We start from the raw sequence: 19267 nt of genomic DNA on the forward strand, positions 1-19267 counted from the left end.
TATACAGTATCTTCGTTCAATAATTTATAGAAAGATGTGTAATAGACGTTTCTTAAGTCTGATTCCGGGTATAGTATTGTCGTTATACAGCTGTACCGAAGCGATAGACCACAAAGGGAGAACACCTTTGGTTCAGATAGACAAAGACTTCCTTTATAAAGAGGATGTTGTGTCTTTAATTCCACCAGGTGTATCTGAGGAAGATAGTACGGAAATGGCTGAAAAATATATCAGGAGTTGGATTGACGATATTCTCCTTTATAAAAAAGCAGAGGGAAATATTCCTGACAATGATAAGATAGACGAACTGGTGAAAGCATATAGGAAAACCTTGATTACCCATTCTTATATTGAACAGATAGTGGGGCAGGAGGTGGAAGGAAATATTTCTGATACTGAAATAGTAAAGTATTATGATGACAACAAGGACATATTTCTTGCCACTGAACCATATGTGAAAGGACTTTATATAAAGGTTCCAAACACTGCTTCCGGTATATCGCAGGTAAGGCATTGGTATAAGGATTCCTCGGAAACTTCAATTGACAGGTTGGAGAAATATGGCCTTAGAAATGCAGTCGATTATGAGTATTTCTATGATAGATGGAGACCCTTGAATGAGATTCTGTTAAGGCTGCCTGTAAGTGATGCCGATAAGAAGAAGTTTGAAAAAGAAAGAAATATTGAAGTTAGCGATTCGGCATTCCATTATTTTCTGCATGTAGATGAGTATCTTGGAGAGGGAGAGGTATTGCCTTTGGAATATGCAGAAAAGGAAATTAGGGAAATATTAATGAATATAAAGAGGATAGAATTTATATCAAGAATGAAGGAAGACTTGTATAACGAAGCCTCTTATAATAATGATATAAAATATTTTAATGGCTCAAATGAATAAATTAAATGTCAAAAAAGTAAGTTTATTCCTGCTTCTGATGATTGTGGGATTAACGGTTAAAGCCCAGGACAATGTTATTGACGAAGTCGTTTGGGTAGTAGGAGATGAAGCAATTCTTAAATCAGACGTTGAAAATGAACGACTGAATGCACAATATGAAGGAAGACGTTTCGATGGTGACCCGTATTGTGTTATTCCTGAAGAATTGGCTGTTCAGAAGTTATTCTTGCACCAGGCCGAGATAGATAGTATTGAGATTTCAGAACAGGAAGTGCTCCAGAAAGTGGAACAACAGACTGCTTGGCTTATAGATCAAATCGGTTCGAAAGAAAAGATGGAAGAATATTATAACAAGACATCTACCCAGATTCGTGAAATGCTCAGGGAAAATATCCGAAACGGACTCATTGTGCAGCAAATGCAGCGTGAACTGGTGGGCGATATAAAACTAACTCCGGCGGAAGTGAGAAATTATTTTAAGAATCTGCCTGCAGACAGCATCCCTAGTATACCTACACAGGTAGAGGTGCAAATAATTATCCGCGAGCCAAAGATTAAAGAAGAGGAAATAGAACGGGTTAAGAAAAAACTGCGTGACTTTACAGAACAAATATATAAGGGTGAGTCTTCATTCTCCGTTTTGGCTATGTATTATTCCGAGGACCCGGGGTCTGCACGTCGTGGTGGTGAATACGGATTTACGGGTAGAGGAGAATTGACTCCGGAATTTGCAAATGTGATATTCAACATGACTGACCCGAAAAAGATTTCAAAAGTGTTTGAAACTGAATACGGTTATCACATAGCACAGCTGATAGAAAAACGAGGTGACCGTGTAAGTTATCGTCATATATTGATGAAACCAAAAGTGGATGAGGCTGAAATAGAAGAGGCATTGAACAAACTGGACACTTTGGCTAATGATATCAGAAAAGGAAAGGTTACTTTCGATGAAGCTGCTACATGGGTGTCGCAGGATAAAGATACAAAAAACAATCATGGACTATTGGCCAATCCTCAGACTGGAACTTCACGATTTGAAATGCAACATCTGGCCGGACTCGTTTCGCAGGAAGTGGCGAAAGTTGTAGAAGGAATGCAGATTGGAGAAATATCAAAACCTTTCACTATGATAAATTCTAAAGGTAAAGAGGTTTGTGCAATAGTCAAACTGAAAAACAGAATTGATGCTCACAAGGCTACTATAACCGAGGACTACCAAAGACTGAAAAGTATGGTTACTGCCAAGCGTAGTGAAGAAATAATTCAGAAATGGATTGTAGAGAAACAGAAAAATACATATGTCCGTATCAATCCAAGTTGGAGAAAATGTGACTTTAAATATCCGGGATGGATTAAGAATTGATAAATTTACATTATTGCCTTAAAGACAGGATGTTTGATAAAAAGAAGAAAATAATGTCATTTGGCGGGCAGAGGGTGCTAGTATTTTGTGCTCTCTGCCTGTTGGGCTTTTGCCTGGCTGTTGCAAATATGCAGAATGGCAGAACACAGATGCAGCCAAAACAAAAGAGTAAGGTATATTTGTTGCGTGCCGATAAACTGAGAAAGGATGCTGCTCATCCTGATGCACAGGTCGTAGTAGGAAATGTGGTTTTCCGTCACGACAGTGTGTATATGTATTGCGACAGTGCGTATTATTACGACAAGATAAACTCTTTCGAGGCTTTCAGTAACGTAAAGATAGAACAGGGCGATACTTTGTTCCTTTATGGTGACAAGTTGTATTACGACGGATTTACGCAGATTGCACAGATGAGAATGAATGTAAGGATGGAAAACAGGACTACCACTCTGCTTACGGATAGTTTGAATTATGACAGAATATTCAATCTAGGCTATTTTTTTGACGGAGGTACTATGATGGACGACCAGAATGTCCTTACTTCGGAGTGGGGGGAGTACAGTCCGGCAACAAAGTTGTCTGTTTTCTACTACAATGTGAAACTTGAGAACCCGCAGTTCACAATGTTGTCCGATACACTTAAGTACAGCACTCTTACAAAGGTTGCAAATATTGTAGGGCCTTCGGATATTTACAGCGACGATAATTACATCTACTCCGAGTCAGGGTATTATGATACACAGACGGGGAAGGCAGATTTGTACCAACGTTCTGTGTTGACAAGCGACAGCAAAAAACTTACTGGCGACTCTTTGTTCTATGACAGAAATACCGGAATTGGTGAAGCTTTCTCAAATATAGTGATGACTGATACTGTCAACAAAAACATGATGTTGGGAGATTATGGTTATTATAACGAAAAGTTGAAGAATGCTTTCGTCACAAAGAATGCTATAGCAATAGATTATTCACAGGGTGACAGCCTTTTCCTTCATGCTGATACTCTAAGCATGAATACGTTTCATCTTGACACAGACTCTATGTACCGCGAGGTTAGAGCCTATCATAAGGTAAGATTCTACAGAACTGATGTTCAGGGGGTGGCAGATTCATTGGTGTTCTCTTCTAAAGATTCATGTCTGATTATGTATAAGGATCCTGTTCTTTGGAACGAAAACCAGCAGTTATTGGGAGAGCAGATTAATATATATATGAACGACAGTACCATAGACTGGGCGCACATTATCAACCAAGCTCTTTCTGTAGAACAGATTCCGGTAGATACAACATTGTTCAATCAGATATCCGGAAAAGAAGTCAAGGCATATTTTGAGGACGGACTTATGGAAAAGGTAGAGGTTATAGGTTCTGTCAGACTTGTGTATTATCCTATGGATTCCGACAGCCTTTTGATAGGAATGAATGTGTCCGAGACCAGCCAGCTTGACATCTATCTGGAAAATCAACAGCTTGAACGTATGGTTATGAGTCCTAAATCGAATGGAACACTCTATCCAATGTCGCAGAAACCGGTAGAAAAGAGTCATCTTGATAATTTTGTTTGGTTCGACTATATTCGTCCTCTCAATAAGAAGGACATATTTATATGGCGAGGCAAGAAAGTGGAAGATCAGTTGAAGAAGAGCGTACGCGGACCGATAGAATTGCCAAACCAGCATTTGTTTAACGATAAATAGATAATATTATGGGAATGTTTACAATGAGAAAACCTAGGCCGTATCACCATGAGTATATCTATGTGGACGAGCGTAAGGAAAAATTGCAGAAGATAGAAGATACTGCAAAACGTGAACTTGGCATGTTGCCGCCTAAAGAATTTTCGCCTGAAGATATCAGAGGAAAATTCGTAGAGGGTACCACTTATCTTAAACGTCGTAAGGAAAGTGGCAGGAAGCCGCTTAGCTATGCTACTTTGTTCATTGCAATTCTGCTACTGCTTTATATCTTGCACTATCTTGTAACGGGTAGTTTCACTTTTTGATTAAATAAAGGAGATACATAATTTATGAGCGATATAATCCGTTTGTTGCCCGATTCCGTTGCCAATCAGATTGCAGCGGGAGAGGTTATACAGAGGCCTGCTTCGGTAATAAAGGAATTGGTGGAGAATGCCATAGATGCCGGAGCCGGACATATTGATGTGTCTGTGACTGATGCAGGAAAAACTAGCATACAGGTGATAGACAATGGTAAAGGTATGTCGGAGACAGATGCACGTCTGGCTTTTGAACGCCATGCCACTTCAAAGATACGTGAAGCTTCGGATTTGTTCGCCCTACGGACTATGGGATTCCGTGGAGAGGCATTGGCTTCTATAGCAGCTGTAGCCGAGGTGGAGTTACGAACAAGGCAACATGGCGAAGAATTGGGAACCTCAATTCTTATAGCAGGCTCTAAGGTTGAAAAACAGGAACCGGTGGCATGTCCCGAAGGGAGCAACTTTATTGTACGTAACCTCTTTTTCAATGTCCCTGCGCGAAGAAAATTCTTAAAGTCCAATCAGACTGAATTAAGTAATATTATATCCGAATTCGAAAGGATAGCTCTTGTAAATCCAGATGTGTCGTTTACATTCCATCATAACGGAACTGAAATTCTTAATCTTCCGGCTATACAGTTGAGACAGCGCATAATGGGAGTATTCGGTAAGAAACTGAACCAGGACCTTCTGTCGCTGGATATAGACACTACGATGGTGAAAATACACGGGTTCATCGGTAAACCGGAGACTGCCAGAAAGAAAGGCGCCCGCCAGTTCTTTTTTGTCAACGGCAGATATATGCGCCATCCATATTTTCATAAGGCTGTAGCCGATGCGTATGAACATCTCATACCTACAGGCGAACAGGTATCGTATTTTATATATTTCGAAGTTGATCCTGCAAATATCGATGTAAACATTCATCCTACAAAGACCGAAATAAAGTTTGAGAATGAGCAGGCCATCTGGCAGATTCTGTCGGCTGCGGTAAAAGAAACATTGGGGCGCTTCAATGCAGTACCTTCAATAGATTTTGACACAGAAGGAATGCCGGATATCCCGGCAATAGACATGGCCGATTCTTTTGGTGGGGGAGTACCGACTACATCATACGACCCTTCTTATAACCCTTTTAATCAGTCTTCTTCTATTGTTCCACCGTCCTCATATTCGTCTGCCGGTAAGAAAAAGACAGAATGGGAACCATTCTATCAAGGTTTGGACAGACGCGAACGCCAGTCGGATGATACGATACCTGCATTTACGGATGATACGGTTTTTGCAGGAAAGTATCAAGAAGCGGAAGAGACTGCCGAACCTACTATATACGATGAACATCCTGATGCAGTAATTACAGAAAAAGCTGCACAGCATTATCAGTATAAAGGAACGTATATCCTTACTTCCGTCAAATCAGGACTTATGATTATCGATCAGCACAGAGCACATGTCAGAATCCTGTATGACAAATATATGGATCAGATACAGAAGCATGTAGGACTGTCACAGCGTATGTTGTTTCCGGATATGATTCACTTCTCTCCATCCGAGGTTCCTGTACTGGAAGAGATAATGGATGACCTGTCATCTTTGGGATTTGAATTAAGTCCTTTGGGTGGAGGAACATACTCTATCAATGGAGTTCCTGCCGACATTGAAGGACTCAACCCGGAACAGCTTATAACCAATATCGTTCATTCGGCGATAGAAAAAGGATGCAAGGTAAAGGAAGAAGTACAGAGTATAATAGCGCTATCTATGGCACGTGCATCGGCTATCGTTGCAGGTCAGGTGCTATCCAATGACGAGATGAATGCTCTGGTAGACGGACTATTCTCTGCTCCGGCACCTAATTATACTCCGGACGGAAAGACGGTTCTTGCACTGATGAATGATGATGAAATAGAGAAACTTTTCCGTTGAAACGTTATAAATTTTGCTGCCGACGGTAGTGGGCAGAGCTGCTGACTGTTGTCAGTAGCATTACCGACCATCGTCAGCACCACTGCCGACCATCGTCAGCATCAAAAAACATTTAGGCGTTTCAATGTTTATTTAATGCTTTTAAAAATGTATATATGAGATTTATTCTATTGTTCTTCATACTGTTAGGCTTGTCAGCCAATGCTCAAAATATCAATTCAGTGTTTATTTCAATGCCTGATTCACTTTCACCGCTGCTGACGAAAGTCAATCGTCAGGATTTTGCCGATTTTTTGTCATCAGGAATGAAGGCGGTAGTCAAGAACAGGTTCGATGGTAAATCTGAAATGTTGAAACTTACGGATGATTATCTCAAGCTTCAAATCACAGAATCGTCATCAGAGGAAATGAAACTTTTACCCTTGAATGATTCTGTAAATGTGGTATGTGTGGTAAGGACATTCAGCGGTCCGGCAAACGACAGCCAGATTTCGTTTTATTCAACTGACTGGAAGGGTTTGTCTTTGGACGATTTTATATCGCTCCCTAAACATGAAGATTTCTACCAACAGTCGACCGACAGTCTGAATACAGTATCGAAAAATGATTTTACCAAGGAAATGTTTATAATGGAAGCTGAACTTTCTGATGTAGACAACAGTATTGTATTTAGATGTAATACTCTTGAGGCCATAGGAAAGGAAAACGCGGAACTGATGAAACCATACATGATAGATTCCTTGAAATTCGATTGGAAAGGTGGAAAGTATGTAAAGGAATAGTAACATCTTATGCTGTCTAAAACATGTTACTAAACATATAAAGCTGATTTTTACGTATATAGTGTCTGAAAATACGTAAAAAATGCTTAATCTGGTTTGCCTCCCTCCACAAAAAAACTTATCTTTACGATGTTTTTTTGAAAACCTTTTTAATTTTGAGTTGTTACGTATAAGGGATTGTATGTGAAAATCGTGTTTCTCTTATACGCATAATATAAAAATATTAACGAATAAAATGCTTATTAAAATTCTTAGAACATTATCGGTCGCAGCTTTTGCTTTGGTGTCTGTCAATACTTCGGCACAGGATTTACTAGCTAAGCAGGCACCTATAGACAGGAAGCTTAAGTCTGTAGACTCACTTGCTTTGGTACGTCAGATTGAAACAGAACAGGCCTTCTATCCGGCTTATTCACTGTATCCTGAATGGAGTAATGAAAGGGTTCATGCCTATGGAAAAAATGTGACAGTACCTGATACTTTCAGAATAGACCTTACAGGTTTCTGTATGCCTACTCCTCATACCAAGATTACTTCAAAGTGTGGTCCAAGATGGAGACGTATGCACAACGGACTTGATATAAAGGTATATATCGGCGATACTATACGAGCTGCATTCAGCGGTAGGGTGAGAATCGTGAGATACGAACGTTCCGGATATGGTAAATATGTAGTAATTCGCCATGACAACGGATTGGAAACCATTTACGGACACCTTTCTAAACAGCTTGTCAAGGAAGATCAGTTTGTAAAGGCCGGTGAGGTAATAGGTCTGGGTGGTAACACAGGACGTTCTACTGGTTCGCATCTGCACTTCGAAACAAGACTGCTTGGTCAGGTAATCAATCCTGAGTTCCTTTTCGATTTCCCAAAACAGGATATTGTAGCCGACAGTTATCTGTTCATAAAGGGAGCCAATATGTACAACTATCAGCGTACACGCGCTTTGGCAGCATTGAAGAATGGCGATATGAAGAAAGTTACAGCTGCTGCAAACTCTATACGCTATCATAAAATCAAGAGTGGTGACACTTTGGGCTCGATATCAAGGAAATATCACGTATCAATTGACAAGTTATGTAGCTTGAACGGCATAAAACGTACAACTGTTCTCAGAATTGGACAGGTGTTGCGTTGCTCATAATTCTGTATAATACTTTAATATAGAATCTTATTTGACGTTTATATGATTAAAAAAGGTGGACTGCAAAAGCATTTCCACCTTTTTTATTATGCGTTTATTTGAAAAATAAGTAACTTTGCCACATATTCGATTGGTTTATGAAAGATACTAAACAACAGTTTGAACACGTTATAGAAATATGTCGTAGCCTTTACGAAAAAAAACTGCATGATTATGGCGCAGCGTGGCGTATCATGCGTCCGTCGTCTGTAACAGACCAGATATTCATCAAGGCTAACCGCATCCGCAGTATAGAAGTTAAGGGAGTAGCCCTTATCGACGAAGGTATCCGTTCGGAATTCATAGCAATAGTAAATTATGGTATTATAGGTCTTATCCAATTGGAACTGGGTTTTGCCGAGACTGACGATATGAGTGTAGAGCGTGCATTGGAGATGTACGATAAATATGCCAAGAAGGCGTTGGAACTCATGTTGGCAAAGAATCATGACTACGATGAGGCGTGGCGCTGCATGCGTATATCATCGTACACAGACCTTATTCTGATGAAGATTTACAGAACTAAGCAAATAGAAGAGCTTGGTGGCGAAACTTTGGTTTCCGAGGGAGTGGATGCCAACTATATGGATATGATTAACTATTCTGTATTCGGACTAATAAAACTTGAATTTGGAGAATAAGTATATAAATAGGGCAGTTTATGCAGGAGTCAATGTGTGTCGTTTTCTCCTTGCTGTAGTATTCCTGTTTTCGGGATTTGTCAAGGCTAACGACCCTATGGGTACTGTATACAAAGTGCAGGACTATTTTGAAGTTTGGGGGCTTGCGGGTTGGAATTCCGGTTTCATACCATATCTGATAGCATGGATAATGGCTATTGTGGAATTTACTTTAGGCTCTTATATGCTTTTCGGAATCAGGCGCAGGCTGGCATCTATATCCTGTCTGCTTTTCATGGCAGTAATGACGCCGCTTACGTTGTGGCTTGCAGTGGCCAATCCTATTTCGGACTGTGGATGTTTTGGCGATGCCATTCATCTGTCAAACTGGGATACATTCTGGAAGAATATTGTTCTTCTTTTTGCATCTGTTGTTGTGGTGATGCGTAGCAGAAGTATTTTCAAGCTGGTAACAGATAAAATGGACTGGCTTGTGGCAATGTACAGCACAGTGTTTATTTTTCTGTTTACTTATTTCACGTTAAGCCATCTTCCAGTTTTCGATTTCCGTCCGTATCATATAGGTGCAGACATCAAAGCAGGCATGGAAATACCTGACGGAGTAAAACTGCCGGTGTATGAAACTATTTTCACATATCAGAAAGATGGTGTGAAGAAGGAGTTTACAATAGATAATTTCCCTACTGATTCTACCTGGAAGTTTGTGGAATCGAAAACTATATTGAAGGAAAAAGGTTATGAACCGCCAATCAAGGATTTTGTGATGATTTCAAATGATGACGGTTTCGATATTACCGAAGAAGTGCTGAGCAGCGATTATGCTTTCCTTCTTGTATCGCCCTGGCTTGAAAATGCCGATGACAGCTCTATGGACTTGATAAACGAGGTTTATGATTATTCGCTGGATCATGGATATAAGTTTTATTGTGTTACGGCATCCTCGGACGAGGCTATTTCAAGATGGCAGGATTATACCGGGGCCGAATATCCGTTTGCCACTATGGATGAGATAACTCTGAAGACTATCATACGTTCCAATCCGGGCTTGGTGTTACTTAAGGATGGAGTAGTGATAAGAAAATGGAGCAATTTTTCTTTCCCGGATGAATATCAGTTGACGGGGCCTTTGGATGAATTGCCTATAGGAAAGCTGGATGAAAATACATTTTGGACTAAAGTGACAGAAATGTTGATTTGGTTCTTCGGGCCGCTGATTCTATTTATAATGATTGATTTGCTTTGGTTGAGCATACAGCGAAAAAGAAAATTTGTACCGGCCTTTGGACAGGACAACAATGAGAAAAAGAATTGAAAGAAACCTTTTATATTTAACAAATTAATTATTTCAAACAAGATGAGAAAAAACATTGTAGCAGGTAACTGGAAAATGAACAAAAACCTGCAAGAAGGTATTGCTTTGGCAAAAGAATTGAATGAAGCTTTGACAGCAGACAAACCAAACTGCGACGTAGTAATCTGTACTCCGTTCATCCACTTGGCTTCTGTAACTCCTATCGTTGACAGCGCAATCATCGGCGTAGGTGCAGAAAACTGTGCAGACAAAGTTTCAGGTGCATATACAGGTGAAGTTTCTGCTGAAATGGTAGCTTCTACAGGTGCTAAGTACGTAATTCTTGGTCACTCTGAACGTCGTGCTTACTATCACGAAACAGTAGAAATCCTTGAAGAAAAAGTTAAACTTGCTTTGGCTAACAACTTGAAGCCAATCTTCTGTATCGGTGAAGTTCTTGAAGAACGCGAAGCTAACAAGCAGAATGAAGTAGTAGAAGCTCAGTTGGCTTCTGTATTCTCTTTGTCTGCTGAAGATTTCGGTAAAGTAATCTTGGCTTACGAACCAGTTTGGGCTATCGGTACAGGTAAGACTGCTACTCCAGAACAGGCTCAGGAAATCCACGCTCACATCCGTTCTTTGGTTGCTGCTAAATACGGTAAAGAAGTAGCTGAAAACACTTCTATCCTTTACGGTGGTAGCTGCAAGCCTTCAAACGCTAAGGAATTGTTTGCTAATCCTGATGTTGACGGTGGTCTTATCGGTGGAGCTGCATTGAAAGTTGCTGACTTCAAGGGTATCATCGACGCATTCAAATAATTTATTTACAGACGTTGAAAGTCTGTAGTGTAATATTATATGACAGTATTCCGGATATTATCGTCCGGCATACTGTCTTTAAAAATTTAATCCAACCGGTATGATGAAATATCTTTTATCTTTAATCTTTACTATATCTTCGGGAGCAGCCTTGGCGCAGAGCAATATAGTTGAAAGTCTGCAGACTAATATTCCCGGGCAGGGTAAAGTGACAGTGCATCAGGATGCGCAAATAACCGAAATGATAGGCAAACGTTTTGTCAGAACTGGAGCTTCTGAAGCACAGAGAGTGATAAAAACGCGTGGTTATCGCGTACAGGTCTATGCAGGTAATAATTCCAGACAGGCCAGAGACGAGGCAAACTCTGTAGCAGAAAAGGTAAAGGAAAAATTCCCGGATATGCCGGTATACACTTTCTTCCAGCCTCCACGCTGGCTATGCAGGGTAGGCGATTATAAAAGTATTGAAGAGGCTCATGTTGCAATGAGGCAACTGAAGGCTGCAGGTAATTTTAAGGAAGTTGCAATAGTGCGTGAACAGATAAACATTCATATAGAGTAATATAATGATGATGACAACTGATATGATAAACTGGCCTGAAGAGAAGGTACAGAAACTGATGGGACATTATAAGGAAATCTTGTCTTTGCTTGGTGAAGACCCGGAACGTGAAGGACTTTTGAAAACCCCAGAACGTGTGGCAAAGGCTATGCTTACTCTCACAAGAGGATACGACATGGACCCTAAGGCTGTGCTTAATGCTGCTAAATTCAAGGAGGAATACAGTCAGATGGTCATTGTGAAGGATATTGATTTCTTCTCTTTATGCGAACATCACATGCTCCCGTTTTACGGTAAGGCCCATGTGGCTTATATACCTAACGGATATATTACGGGACTGAGCAAGATAGCTCGTGTGGTGGATATCTTTTCACACAGATTGCAGGTGCAGGAACGAATGACTCTGCAGATAAAGGAGTGTATTCAGGAAACATTAAATCCGCTTGGAGTGATGGTTGTAGTTGAAGCTAAGCACATGTGTATGCAGATGCGTGGTGTGGAGAAACAGAACTCAATAACCACAACATCCGACTTCACAGGAGCTTTCAATCAGGCAAAGACTCGTGAGGAGTTCATGAATCTTATCCGAAATAACCGTTAATACAGGCTTGTAGTACGGTCGCCCGCGTCTTTCAGAATCATATTCTGAGTTTCGGTCAGGTCTTTGAAATGTGCCATTATCTCTGCACATTTTTCCGGATTAGAAGCCACGGCAGGATCGTTCAGAGCTTGAAGCGTATGTTTCATCTCTTCTTTTAGAATAGATATCTTAAAATCCAGCAGCAGGCGAGGAACAAGTTCATACAGACGTTCTTCGTCTGTTATTATTTTCTGTCCTTTCGAGTGGTAGTTACTCAGCTGGTATCTGTCGCTCGACATGTCGGCTGCCGTCTTGCTTATTTCCGGGTCTGGATTTGACAGGAAATATCTTTCTGCCACAAAGTTTTCATTGTGTACATTTTCTTCCGCTTCCTTCAGTATCTTTCTGTGTATAGGGTTGTGGAACTGTATGTCGTCTGCCTTAAGGTTGTATGCTATATACTCAGTTACAGTGAAAGGCTGTTCGTTGCCTTCTTCGTCTTCTACGCAGCACACAACTTTCTCGCCGTATCTGATAATCATTTTCACAAGGCTTTCTTCCTGCTTGTAGAAAACCTTGTTTTCATTTCCCTGTGCCGGTATATACGATGAGTATGTATCAACCACGGAAACTTCTTCTGGCAGCAATTCAGGAGGAGGTATGCTACCTTTAGGTGGAAGAATGGGAGTTTCGTTTGGAGCTGGAGTAGGATTGTTCGCTGGTGGAACCGTATTTGCGGCATCACTGCTGTCTGCATTATTGTTTGCAGATTGCTGTTCCGTTTGCTGTGCTATAGCTATGGCCTGCTGCCTTTTGTGGTATTCTTCCCTCTGTTTTTTCCTTTCTTCTTCCTTTTCCTTGTTTTCGGCTGCTTGTTCGATAAGCTTTGCAGTTGCATCAACCAGTATTTTCTCGTCCATCTTGAGCAACTGGCTGCATTCTCTGACATATACCGAACGGACTATGCTGTCAGGGATGACAGATATGCTTTTTACGATGCTTGAAATCAGCTCTGCTCTCTTGATCGGATCTTTGCCTGCTTCTTCCATAAGCAGGTTTGTCTTGAAACGTATGAAGTCAACTTCGTTGTTATTGATGTATGCCTGATATTCTGTAGCATTGTGCTTTCTGGCAAAGCTGTCTGGATCTTCACCATCTGGAAGCAGGCAAACCTTTATATTCATACCTTCTTCCAAGAGCATGTCAATACCTCGGATACTGGCTTTTATACCAGCACCGTCGCCATCGTATAATACAGTGATGTTGTTTGTAAATCTGTGTATCAACCTTATTTGGTCCGATGTAAGGGCTGTGCCGGATGAAGCCACCACGTTCTCAATGCCGCTTTGGTGCATTGATATAACGTCTGTATAACCTTCTACAAGGAAACACCTGTCCTGGCGGATAATAGATTGTTTGGCGAAGTATATTCCGTACAGTTCTTTGCTTTTATGATAAATCTCGGATTCAGGAGAATTGATGTACTTCATCTGTACGTTCTTTGTTGCAGCGCTGAGTACACGTCCTCCGAATGCTACTACTTTTCCTGTAATGTTGTGAACAGGGAAAATTACACGTCCCCAGAAACGGTCGCGTATGGTTTTTCCATCATCCTTCATGTAGCACAATCCGGTTTTAAGCAGAAGTTCCTGCTTATATCCCTTCTGTACGGCTGTTTTTGCAAGTGCATCTTTGGCATCAGTACAATAGCCAAGCTGGAATTTCTTGATTATATCATCGCGAAATCCTCTCTGACGGAAATATGTCATACCTATGCTCTGTCCGTCAATGTTGTTGTATAAGATGTCCTGGAAATATTCTGCAGCAAACTGGTTGATAAGGAAAAGACTCTCTCTGAGACCTTGTGACTGTTTCTCTTCTTTGGTAAGTTCTCTTTCCTTTATTTCGATATTGTACTTCCTGGCAAGCCATTTCAGAGCCTCGTAGTATGACAGCTGTTCGTGCTCCATAATGAAATGTACGGCATTACCACCTTTCCCGCAACTGAAGCACTTGCATACCCCTTTGCTTGGGGATACACTAAATGATGGAGTTTTCTCGTTATGGAAAGGGCACAGACCAACGTAGTTGACTCCGCGCTTGCGCAGAGTAACGAAATCGGAAACAACATCAACTATTTGTGCTGCATCAAGAATTCTGTCTATGGTGGCCTGATCTATCATACTGGCTGCAAAAGTACATAAAATTTATGATTTTGGGATAAAAAATAGGGGAAACCACATATGCGGTTTCCCCTTATATAATTTAAACCTGTATATTAATTATTTAATATTTGGGTTCAATGCGTTCCATTCTGATACTGGAGGAAGAACGCCCATAGCGATAACTTCGTCACGAAGAGCGCACAAGTGTTCGTAGCTCTTATCCAAAGCAGCCTGTTCTTCAGCTGTGCCGTTCAATGCAGCGCAGTGGCAACCTTCAGTGTCGATAGAAGTTTCCCAAGCCATCATGATGTGGTCATACTTATCGTTTGATACGTATGTACCGGCTGGCCAACGGAATGCTTTACCACCCATAGCAGCACCAATCATTTCGATAGAAACGTATGATGGGCTCTGGAATGAAGAACGTCCGCGGAGATTGATGATGTTAGCACCACCCTTAGTTACTTTCTGCTGGATTTCAGCCCACTGTTCTTTTGTCAAAGCATCTGTACCGATGATGTCAGTCAAAGCCTTGCCGTTAACTTTAGCTGTAGAAGCGAATACAGCCATCTGTTCTCCGTGACCACCATATGTACGGCAGTTTTCAACAGCGTCCATAGAGATACCGAAGTGTTTAGCAAGTTCGCTGCGAAGACGAGTAGAGTCAAGAGCTGCAAGAGTTGTAACCTGACCTGGTTTCAAACCTGAGTACAACAAAGTGATAAGACCAGTGATATCAGCTGGGTTGAAGATGATAACGATGTGTTTTACATCTGGGCAGTAAGCCTTAACGTTCTTACCGAATTCTTCAGCGATAGCTGCGTTGCCTTTAAGAAGGTCTTCGCGAGTCATACCAGCCTTACGAGCTGCACCACCTGAGTTTACAATATATTTAGCACCTGTCAAAGCTTCTTTGATATCAGAAGTGAAAGTGATGTTTACACCTTCAAAGCCGCAGTGGAACAATTCTTCTGCTACACCTTCCAAACCTGGAGCGTATGGGTCGTACAAGCAGATGTTATTAGTCAAGCCCATCATGATTGCAGTCTGAGCCATGTTAGAACCGATCATACCGGCAGCACCTACGATAGTAAGTTTTTCGTTTGTTACAAATTCCATAATTCTAATTATTTATGTTATGTTATAAAAGTGTTTTTAATCTGTCATTTCTTTCTTGCGTTACAAAGTTAAGAAATTATCAAGTAAATATTTGATTTCAGATAGGCAAATAAACAGTATTTTCTGCGCTTTTATACTTAATTACGGAAAAAAATCATTATTTCATTTCCTTTGTATTGAAATTGTAATGATGATGTTGCAATTATGGAGATTGATGTGTAGTATATATTATGTATGTTGAGAGAATGGCCGTGGTTATGAACTGGTCTTTGGGGTTCTTTATTATATTGGTAAGTTGGGGCTTGAGGAGTTATGAAATAAAAAAGGCGCCATTCATAATATTGAATGCCGCCGGCTTCCTAAAAGAACCCCCCAATTCAGGGTTCTTTGTTTCTTTGGTTTTTCTAGTCTTAATTGTTATCCTTCCTAATCTTTTCTTTTTACCTTAGCACTAAACCTATTGTTTCTTTTTACCTTTTATCCTTAAACTGAAAACCTTTTACCTTTTTTACTAATACCTTTAAACTTAAACCTAATACCTTAATTTTTACCTTAAACTAATAACCTTTATCTAATACCTTTTATTTTTATACCTTAAGTTAGTCTAATACCTTTATGTTTTGTGCTATTTATTAATTTTCTCTCTGGTTTCACAACCACGATACAAAGGTAGGGATATTTTTTTATTCTGCAATATATGGATACTGTTTTTTGTATTAATATATGTTTTTCTTGATTTATATCATGTTTTCGAATGTGTGTGTTTCGTGCTCGCGAACGGTGATGAGGTGTGTTGCGTGGTAAATGATATATGTATGTTTTTAGTTGATAAAACAGTAACTAAAATGTGATTTTTCGGTCTGTATTGTTAATTTTAATATTGTGTGTGGCTTATATAATATATGTTGAATAACATATTTTTGTGTTTGGAAAATATTCTTTACGGAATGTAATATTTATGCATTAAAGTTGCATATATACAATCGTGTATACGTAAAGCCTCGCAAAAATAAGGACCGGAAGAAATTCCGTAATGGCTCTTCCGGTCCTAAATATGTGATTTTTATTGTTTGATTATTTTTTTAAGGTGTAAAATTCTTTGATTACTGCTTCCTCTGAATTCAAGAGTAGGAGAGTATAGACTTTCTTCAAACCGCCCATCCACAAGTACATCTATATATTGCAGTAAATCCTTTCTGCTGTTATCGTTTAAGAGTTCTTCCAATTTGTAGCCTGTGTAGCACCATATATTCAATCCTGTGGATTTCCGGACTTTTTCCAATATGGTGCGGAATTCTTCTGGATTGAAAAAAGGGTCTCCTCCGCTGAATGTCACTCCGTCTAATAGAGGATTATCATTTATTTCTTTTATAATGTTGTCCAAAGCTTCTTCGGTAAGTGGTTTCCCGGCTTTGGGATTCCATGATTCCGGATTATGACAACCTTTGCAACGGTGACTGCATCCGGACAAATAAATAGAGTACCGGATGCCATCGCCGTCGACTATTGTTTCAGGATATGTATATAAATAATGTAACATGTTTCAGATTAGGCATGCTTTACCCTGTCGCGCTCTTCCGCACGTTTGGCTGAGTTCCAACTGTTCAAGTCACCTGTCAGGTAGCCTGTGATACGTCGCATACGGAGTATATTCTCACTGTTGCATATTGGGCATTTGCTATAGATTACACCTCTGTAACCGCAGTTGTGGCATGTATCAACCGGATGGTTAATCGAACCGTAGCCGATACCTTCGTCATTCATTACTTTCACGATTTTGGCTATGGCTTTTACGTTTTTCTGTGCCTCACCGTCCAGTTCCACGTATGTGATGTGACCTCCAAGCGTAAGTGAGTGGAAAGGAGCCTCACATTTTATCTTGTCCACTATGTTGATAGGTTCCTTTACATCTACATGGAATGAGTTAACGTAATAATCTCTGTCGTTTACTCCTTCTATTATACCATATTTGCGCTTGTCCATCTTAGTGAATCTTCCTGACAGTCCTTCTGCGGGAGTGGCAAGAACAGAGTAGTTAAGATGATATTTCTCTTTATATCTCTTGGCTACTTCATTCATCTTTTCAACGGCCTCGTAAAGGGTATTCCATGATTTCTTGTTGTGTCCGTGTCCCTGGCCGTAGAGGGCTACCATTGCATTATGTCCGCCGATGAAACCTATACCCAGTGTTCCTTGGTTCAGTATATCACCAACTTCTTCGTTAGGATTTACGTCGCATCCGCCTTTCCAGACGTTGTTGCCCATCATGAATGGGAACTGTCTTGCCAGGGCTGTTTTCTGATACTGGTATCTTGAGTAAAGCTGTTCGGCTATCATTTCAGCCATTTCTTCTACCGACTGAAGGAATACTTCTTTTGCCTTTTGCTCTATAGCTTCCTTGTTGTTTAAGTCGATTATGCTTTCTGCCTTTATTCTGGCTTCTATAGCCAATCTTGGCATATTCATTGTGGTGAATGACAGGTTTCCTCTTCCTAGTGATGTCTTTTCGCCGTTAATGTTTTCGAAAACTCTTGTACGACATCCCATAGTGGCAAGTTCGTACTTATATCTGTGAGGGTCGTCGGCTCTCCATAATTCATGTTTGTTGAAAGGTGTATCAAGGAACATGAAATTAGGGAACAGTGCTTTGGCTGTGGTACGACATGCTTTCAGAAAAAGATCAAAGTTTGGAGCCTTGAACTGCAACTTTCCTTCCATTGCAGCATCGAAGTCGCTCATGGCAAGCTTATAATCCTCTTCCGAATACGATACGCCATCCTTTATCTTGAAAATCTGTATTGGGAAAACAGGAACTTCACCGTGAGCTCCAAGTCCCTCTATTGTCGATTTAAGCAGTTCTTCTATAACCATTCTTCCTTCGGCGGAAGTGTCTGTACCATAATTTATGGAACTGAATACCACCTGGTTGCCACCTCTTGAGTGCATGGTGTTGAGGTTGTGAATGAAACCTTCCATAGCCTGATGGGTATCTTTACGCGTACGTTCATTAGCCTTGTTCAGGATATGTTCCAAATCTTCTTTTTCTATATCAGCACCTATAGATTTAAGTTCGTTTGCCAGTGCTTTCTTTACGTCTTCGGATGGAGCTATTGTCAGAAGGTGTTTTTTTACACAGTCTTTCAGTGTCTCTTCTGTTATGTCGATACCTTTCATTTCCATAAGGAACGACATTATAGAAGCTACACTTTTCTGGTAACTTTTCAGAACTCCTTTAGCCATGAAGAAATCGAATGCAGGTATTGCCTGTCCTCCGTGCTGTTCGTTCTGATTAGTCTGGAATATTATAGTGGCAAGAGTGGCGTAACTCTGGATGGACTGAGGAGTACGTATACTACCGTTTTTAGTGTGAAATCCTCTTTCGAACAAGTCTTCAAGGTCGTACTGTATGCATGTGGTGGTCTTTGTAGGATAGTAATCCAAATCGTGAATATGTATATCGCCCAACTGATGTGCTTCTGCGTACTTCTTAGGCAGAAGGTACTTGTAGGTATAGTCTTTTGTTATTTCAGATGCAAAAGTCATCATCTGTCCTGCCGGAGTATGGCTTGACATGTTGGCATTGCTAAGGTTGACATCATTCTTATCGATAGCCACGATACCATCCATGATATGTTTGATTTTTGTCTTGCGGTCGCGTTCGGTATTTCTCCACTGTCTGTAGATGATGTACTTTTTAGCTACTTCCGGCTGTACTTTCATCAGTTCCATTTCTACAAGGTCCTGTATCTCTTCTACGCCTATTGTTGGGGTATTGAAGTGATTGATTACCCTTTGGGTGATTTCATCAATCAGATTTTCGCAGTCTGTCAGGTCTGATGCCACGAAAGCCTTAGTAATGGCGTTGTAGATTTTTGCAGATGAGAAGTTTTCCCGCTTCCCGTCTCTTTTGATGATGCAGATGTCTTTTGTTTCCAT

The 19267-nt window shown here is 40.5% G+C and carries 16 protein-coding genes; 12 read left to right on the forward strand and 4 right to left on the reverse strand.

Annotated features, from left to right (window positions below; all coding sequences use genetic code 11):
- Window positions 1–34 precede the first annotated feature (34 nt).
- From I6E11_RS00265 to folE, 12 genes are all read left to right on the forward strand, one after another.
- Window positions 35–898, forward strand: a complete 864-nt coding sequence (locus tag I6E11_RS00265) for a peptidylprolyl isomerase (protein WP_235335861.1) — start codon at window positions 35–37, stop codon at window positions 896–898.
- A complete protein-coding gene (locus I6E11_RS00270) occupies window positions 891–2264 on the forward strand; it encodes a peptidylprolyl isomerase (protein ID WP_235335862.1) in 1374 nt (457 codons plus the stop codon). The genes I6E11_RS00265 and I6E11_RS00270 overlap by 8 nt, the downstream gene beginning before the upstream one ends.
- A gap of 29 nt (window positions 2265–2293) precedes the next feature.
- Entirely contained in the window at window positions 2294–3961 is a 1668-nt protein-coding gene (locus I6E11_RS00275; protein WP_394800078.1) for an OstA-like protein, read from the forward strand.
- 8 nt (window positions 3962–3969) lie between these two features.
- A complete protein-coding gene (locus I6E11_RS00280) occupies window positions 3970–4266 on the forward strand; it encodes a hypothetical protein (protein WP_235335864.1) in 297 nt (98 codons plus the stop codon).
- A gap of 24 nt (window positions 4267–4290) precedes the next feature.
- Window positions 4291–6189 carry a DNA mismatch repair endonuclease MutL gene (gene mutL / locus I6E11_RS00285; RefSeq protein ID WP_235335865.1) on the forward strand — a complete coding sequence of 633 codons (1899 nt, stop codon included), beginning with the start codon at window positions 4291–4293 and terminating at the stop codon, window positions 6187–6189.
- A gap of 155 nt (window positions 6190–6344) precedes the next feature.
- Window positions 6345–6971 (forward strand): DUF3256 family protein, encoded by a 627-nt coding sequence (locus I6E11_RS00290; protein WP_235335866.1) that lies wholly within the window; start codon window positions 6345–6347, stop codon window positions 6969–6971.
- A gap of 235 nt (window positions 6972–7206) precedes the next feature.
- The gene (locus I6E11_RS00295; RefSeq protein ID WP_235335867.1) at window positions 7207–8115 is read left to right on the forward strand and encodes a peptidoglycan DD-metalloendopeptidase family protein; all 909 of its coding nucleotides are present in this window, start codon (window positions 7207–7209) and stop codon (window positions 8113–8115) included.
- A gap of 137 nt (window positions 8116–8252) precedes the next feature.
- Window positions 8253–8795 (forward strand): DUF1599 domain-containing protein, encoded by a 543-nt coding sequence (locus I6E11_RS00300; RefSeq protein ID WP_235335868.1) that lies wholly within the window; start codon window positions 8253–8255, stop codon window positions 8793–8795.
- Window positions 8785–10107: a BT_3928 family protein gene (locus I6E11_RS00305; RefSeq protein ID WP_235335869.1), complete on the forward strand. Its 1323-nt coding sequence runs from the start codon at window positions 8785–8787 to the stop codon at window positions 10105–10107. The genes I6E11_RS00300 and I6E11_RS00305 overlap by 11 nt, the downstream gene beginning before the upstream one ends.
- 42 nt (window positions 10108–10149) lie before the next feature.
- Window positions 10150–10905, forward strand: coding sequence for a triose-phosphate isomerase (gene tpiA, locus I6E11_RS00310; protein WP_235335870.1), 756 nt, complete (start codon window positions 10150–10152; stop codon window positions 10903–10905).
- A 103-nt stretch (window positions 10906–11008) separates the two neighbouring features.
- Window positions 11009–11467, forward strand: a complete 459-nt coding sequence (locus I6E11_RS00315) for an SPOR domain-containing protein (protein WP_235335945.1) — start codon at window positions 11009–11011, stop codon at window positions 11465–11467.
- 4 nt (window positions 11468–11471) lie between these two features.
- The gene (gene folE, locus I6E11_RS00320; protein ID WP_394800079.1) at window positions 11472–12068 is read left to right on the forward strand and encodes a GTP cyclohydrolase I FolE; all 597 of its coding nucleotides are present in this window, start codon (window positions 11472–11474) and stop codon (window positions 12066–12068) included.
- On the opposite strand, the gene dnaG is transcribed toward folE, so the two are convergent.
- From dnaG to I6E11_RS00340, 4 genes are all read right to left on the reverse strand, one after another.
- Window positions 12065–14230, reverse strand: a complete 2166-nt coding sequence (dnaG, locus tag I6E11_RS00325; RefSeq protein WP_235335871.1) for a DNA primase — start codon at window positions 14228–14230, stop codon at window positions 12065–12067. The two genes, folE and dnaG, sit on opposite strands and share 4 nt — an antisense overlap.
- Before the next feature lie 99 nt (window positions 14231–14329).
- Window positions 14330–15331 carry a malate dehydrogenase gene (locus tag I6E11_RS00330; protein WP_204393004.1) on the reverse strand — a complete coding sequence of 334 codons (1002 nt, stop codon included), beginning with the start codon at window positions 15329–15331 and terminating at the stop codon, window positions 14330–14332.
- 1063 nt (window positions 15332–16394) lie between these two features.
- Entirely contained in the window at window positions 16395–16871 is a 477-nt protein-coding gene (nrdG, locus tag I6E11_RS00335) for an anaerobic ribonucleoside-triphosphate reductase activating protein (RefSeq protein WP_235335872.1), read from the reverse strand.
- 8 nt (window positions 16872–16879) lie between these two features.
- On the reverse strand, window positions 16880–19267 hold the full coding sequence (locus I6E11_RS00340) for an anaerobic ribonucleoside triphosphate reductase (RefSeq protein WP_235335873.1): 2388 nt from the start codon (window positions 19265–19267) through the stop codon (window positions 16880–16882).

Source organism: Bacteroides caecigallinarum (assembly GCF_021531075.1).
Taxonomy (GTDB): Bacteria; Bacteroidota; Bacteroidia; order Bacteroidales; family Bacteroidaceae; genus Phocaeicola; species Phocaeicola caecigallinarum_B.

Coding starts and splice junctions, on each gene's coding strand:
- I6E11_RS00265 (WP_235335861.1), top strand. CDS start 35: ATGTGTAATAGACGTTTCTTAAGTCTGATTCCGGGTATAGTATTGTCG.
- I6E11_RS00270 (WP_235335862.1), top strand. CDS start 891: ATGAATAAATTAAATGTCAAAAAAGTAAGTTTATTCCTGCTTCTGATG.
- I6E11_RS00275 (WP_394800078.1), top strand. CDS start 2,294: ATGTTTGATAAAAAGAAGAAAATAATGTCATTTGGCGGGCAGAGGGTG.
- I6E11_RS00280 (WP_235335864.1), top strand. CDS start 3,970: ATGGGAATGTTTACAATGAGAAAACCTAGGCCGTATCACCATGAGTAT.
- mutL (WP_235335865.1), top strand. CDS start 4,291: ATGAGCGATATAATCCGTTTGTTGCCCGATTCCGTTGCCAATCAGATT.
- I6E11_RS00290 (WP_235335866.1), top strand. CDS start 6,345: ATGAGATTTATTCTATTGTTCTTCATACTGTTAGGCTTGTCAGCCAAT.
- I6E11_RS00295 (WP_235335867.1), top strand. CDS start 7,207: ATGCTTATTAAAATTCTTAGAACATTATCGGTCGCAGCTTTTGCTTTG.
- I6E11_RS00300 (WP_235335868.1), top strand. CDS start 8,253: ATGAAAGATACTAAACAACAGTTTGAACACGTTATAGAAATATGTCGT.
- tpiA (WP_235335870.1), top strand. CDS start 10,150: ATGAGAAAAAACATTGTAGCAGGTAACTGGAAAATGAACAAAAACCTG.
- I6E11_RS00315 (WP_235335945.1), top strand. CDS start 11,009: ATGAAATATCTTTTATCTTTAATCTTTACTATATCTTCGGGAGCAGCC.
- folE (WP_394800079.1), top strand. CDS start 11,472: ATGATGATGACAACTGATATGATAAACTGGCCTGAAGAGAAGGTACAG.
- dnaG (WP_235335871.1), bottom strand. CDS start 14,230: ATGATAGATCAGGCCACCATAGACAGAATTCTTGATGCAGCACAAATA.
- I6E11_RS00330 (WP_204393004.1), bottom strand. CDS start 15,331: ATGGAATTTGTAACAAACGAAAAACTTACTATCGTAGGTGCTGCCGGT.
- nrdG (WP_235335872.1), bottom strand. CDS start 16,871: ATGTTACATTATTTATATACATATCCTGAAACAATAGTCGACGGCGAT.
- I6E11_RS00340 (WP_235335873.1), bottom strand. CDS start 19,267: ATGGAAACAAAAGACATCTGCATCATCAAAAGAGACGGGAAGCGGGAA.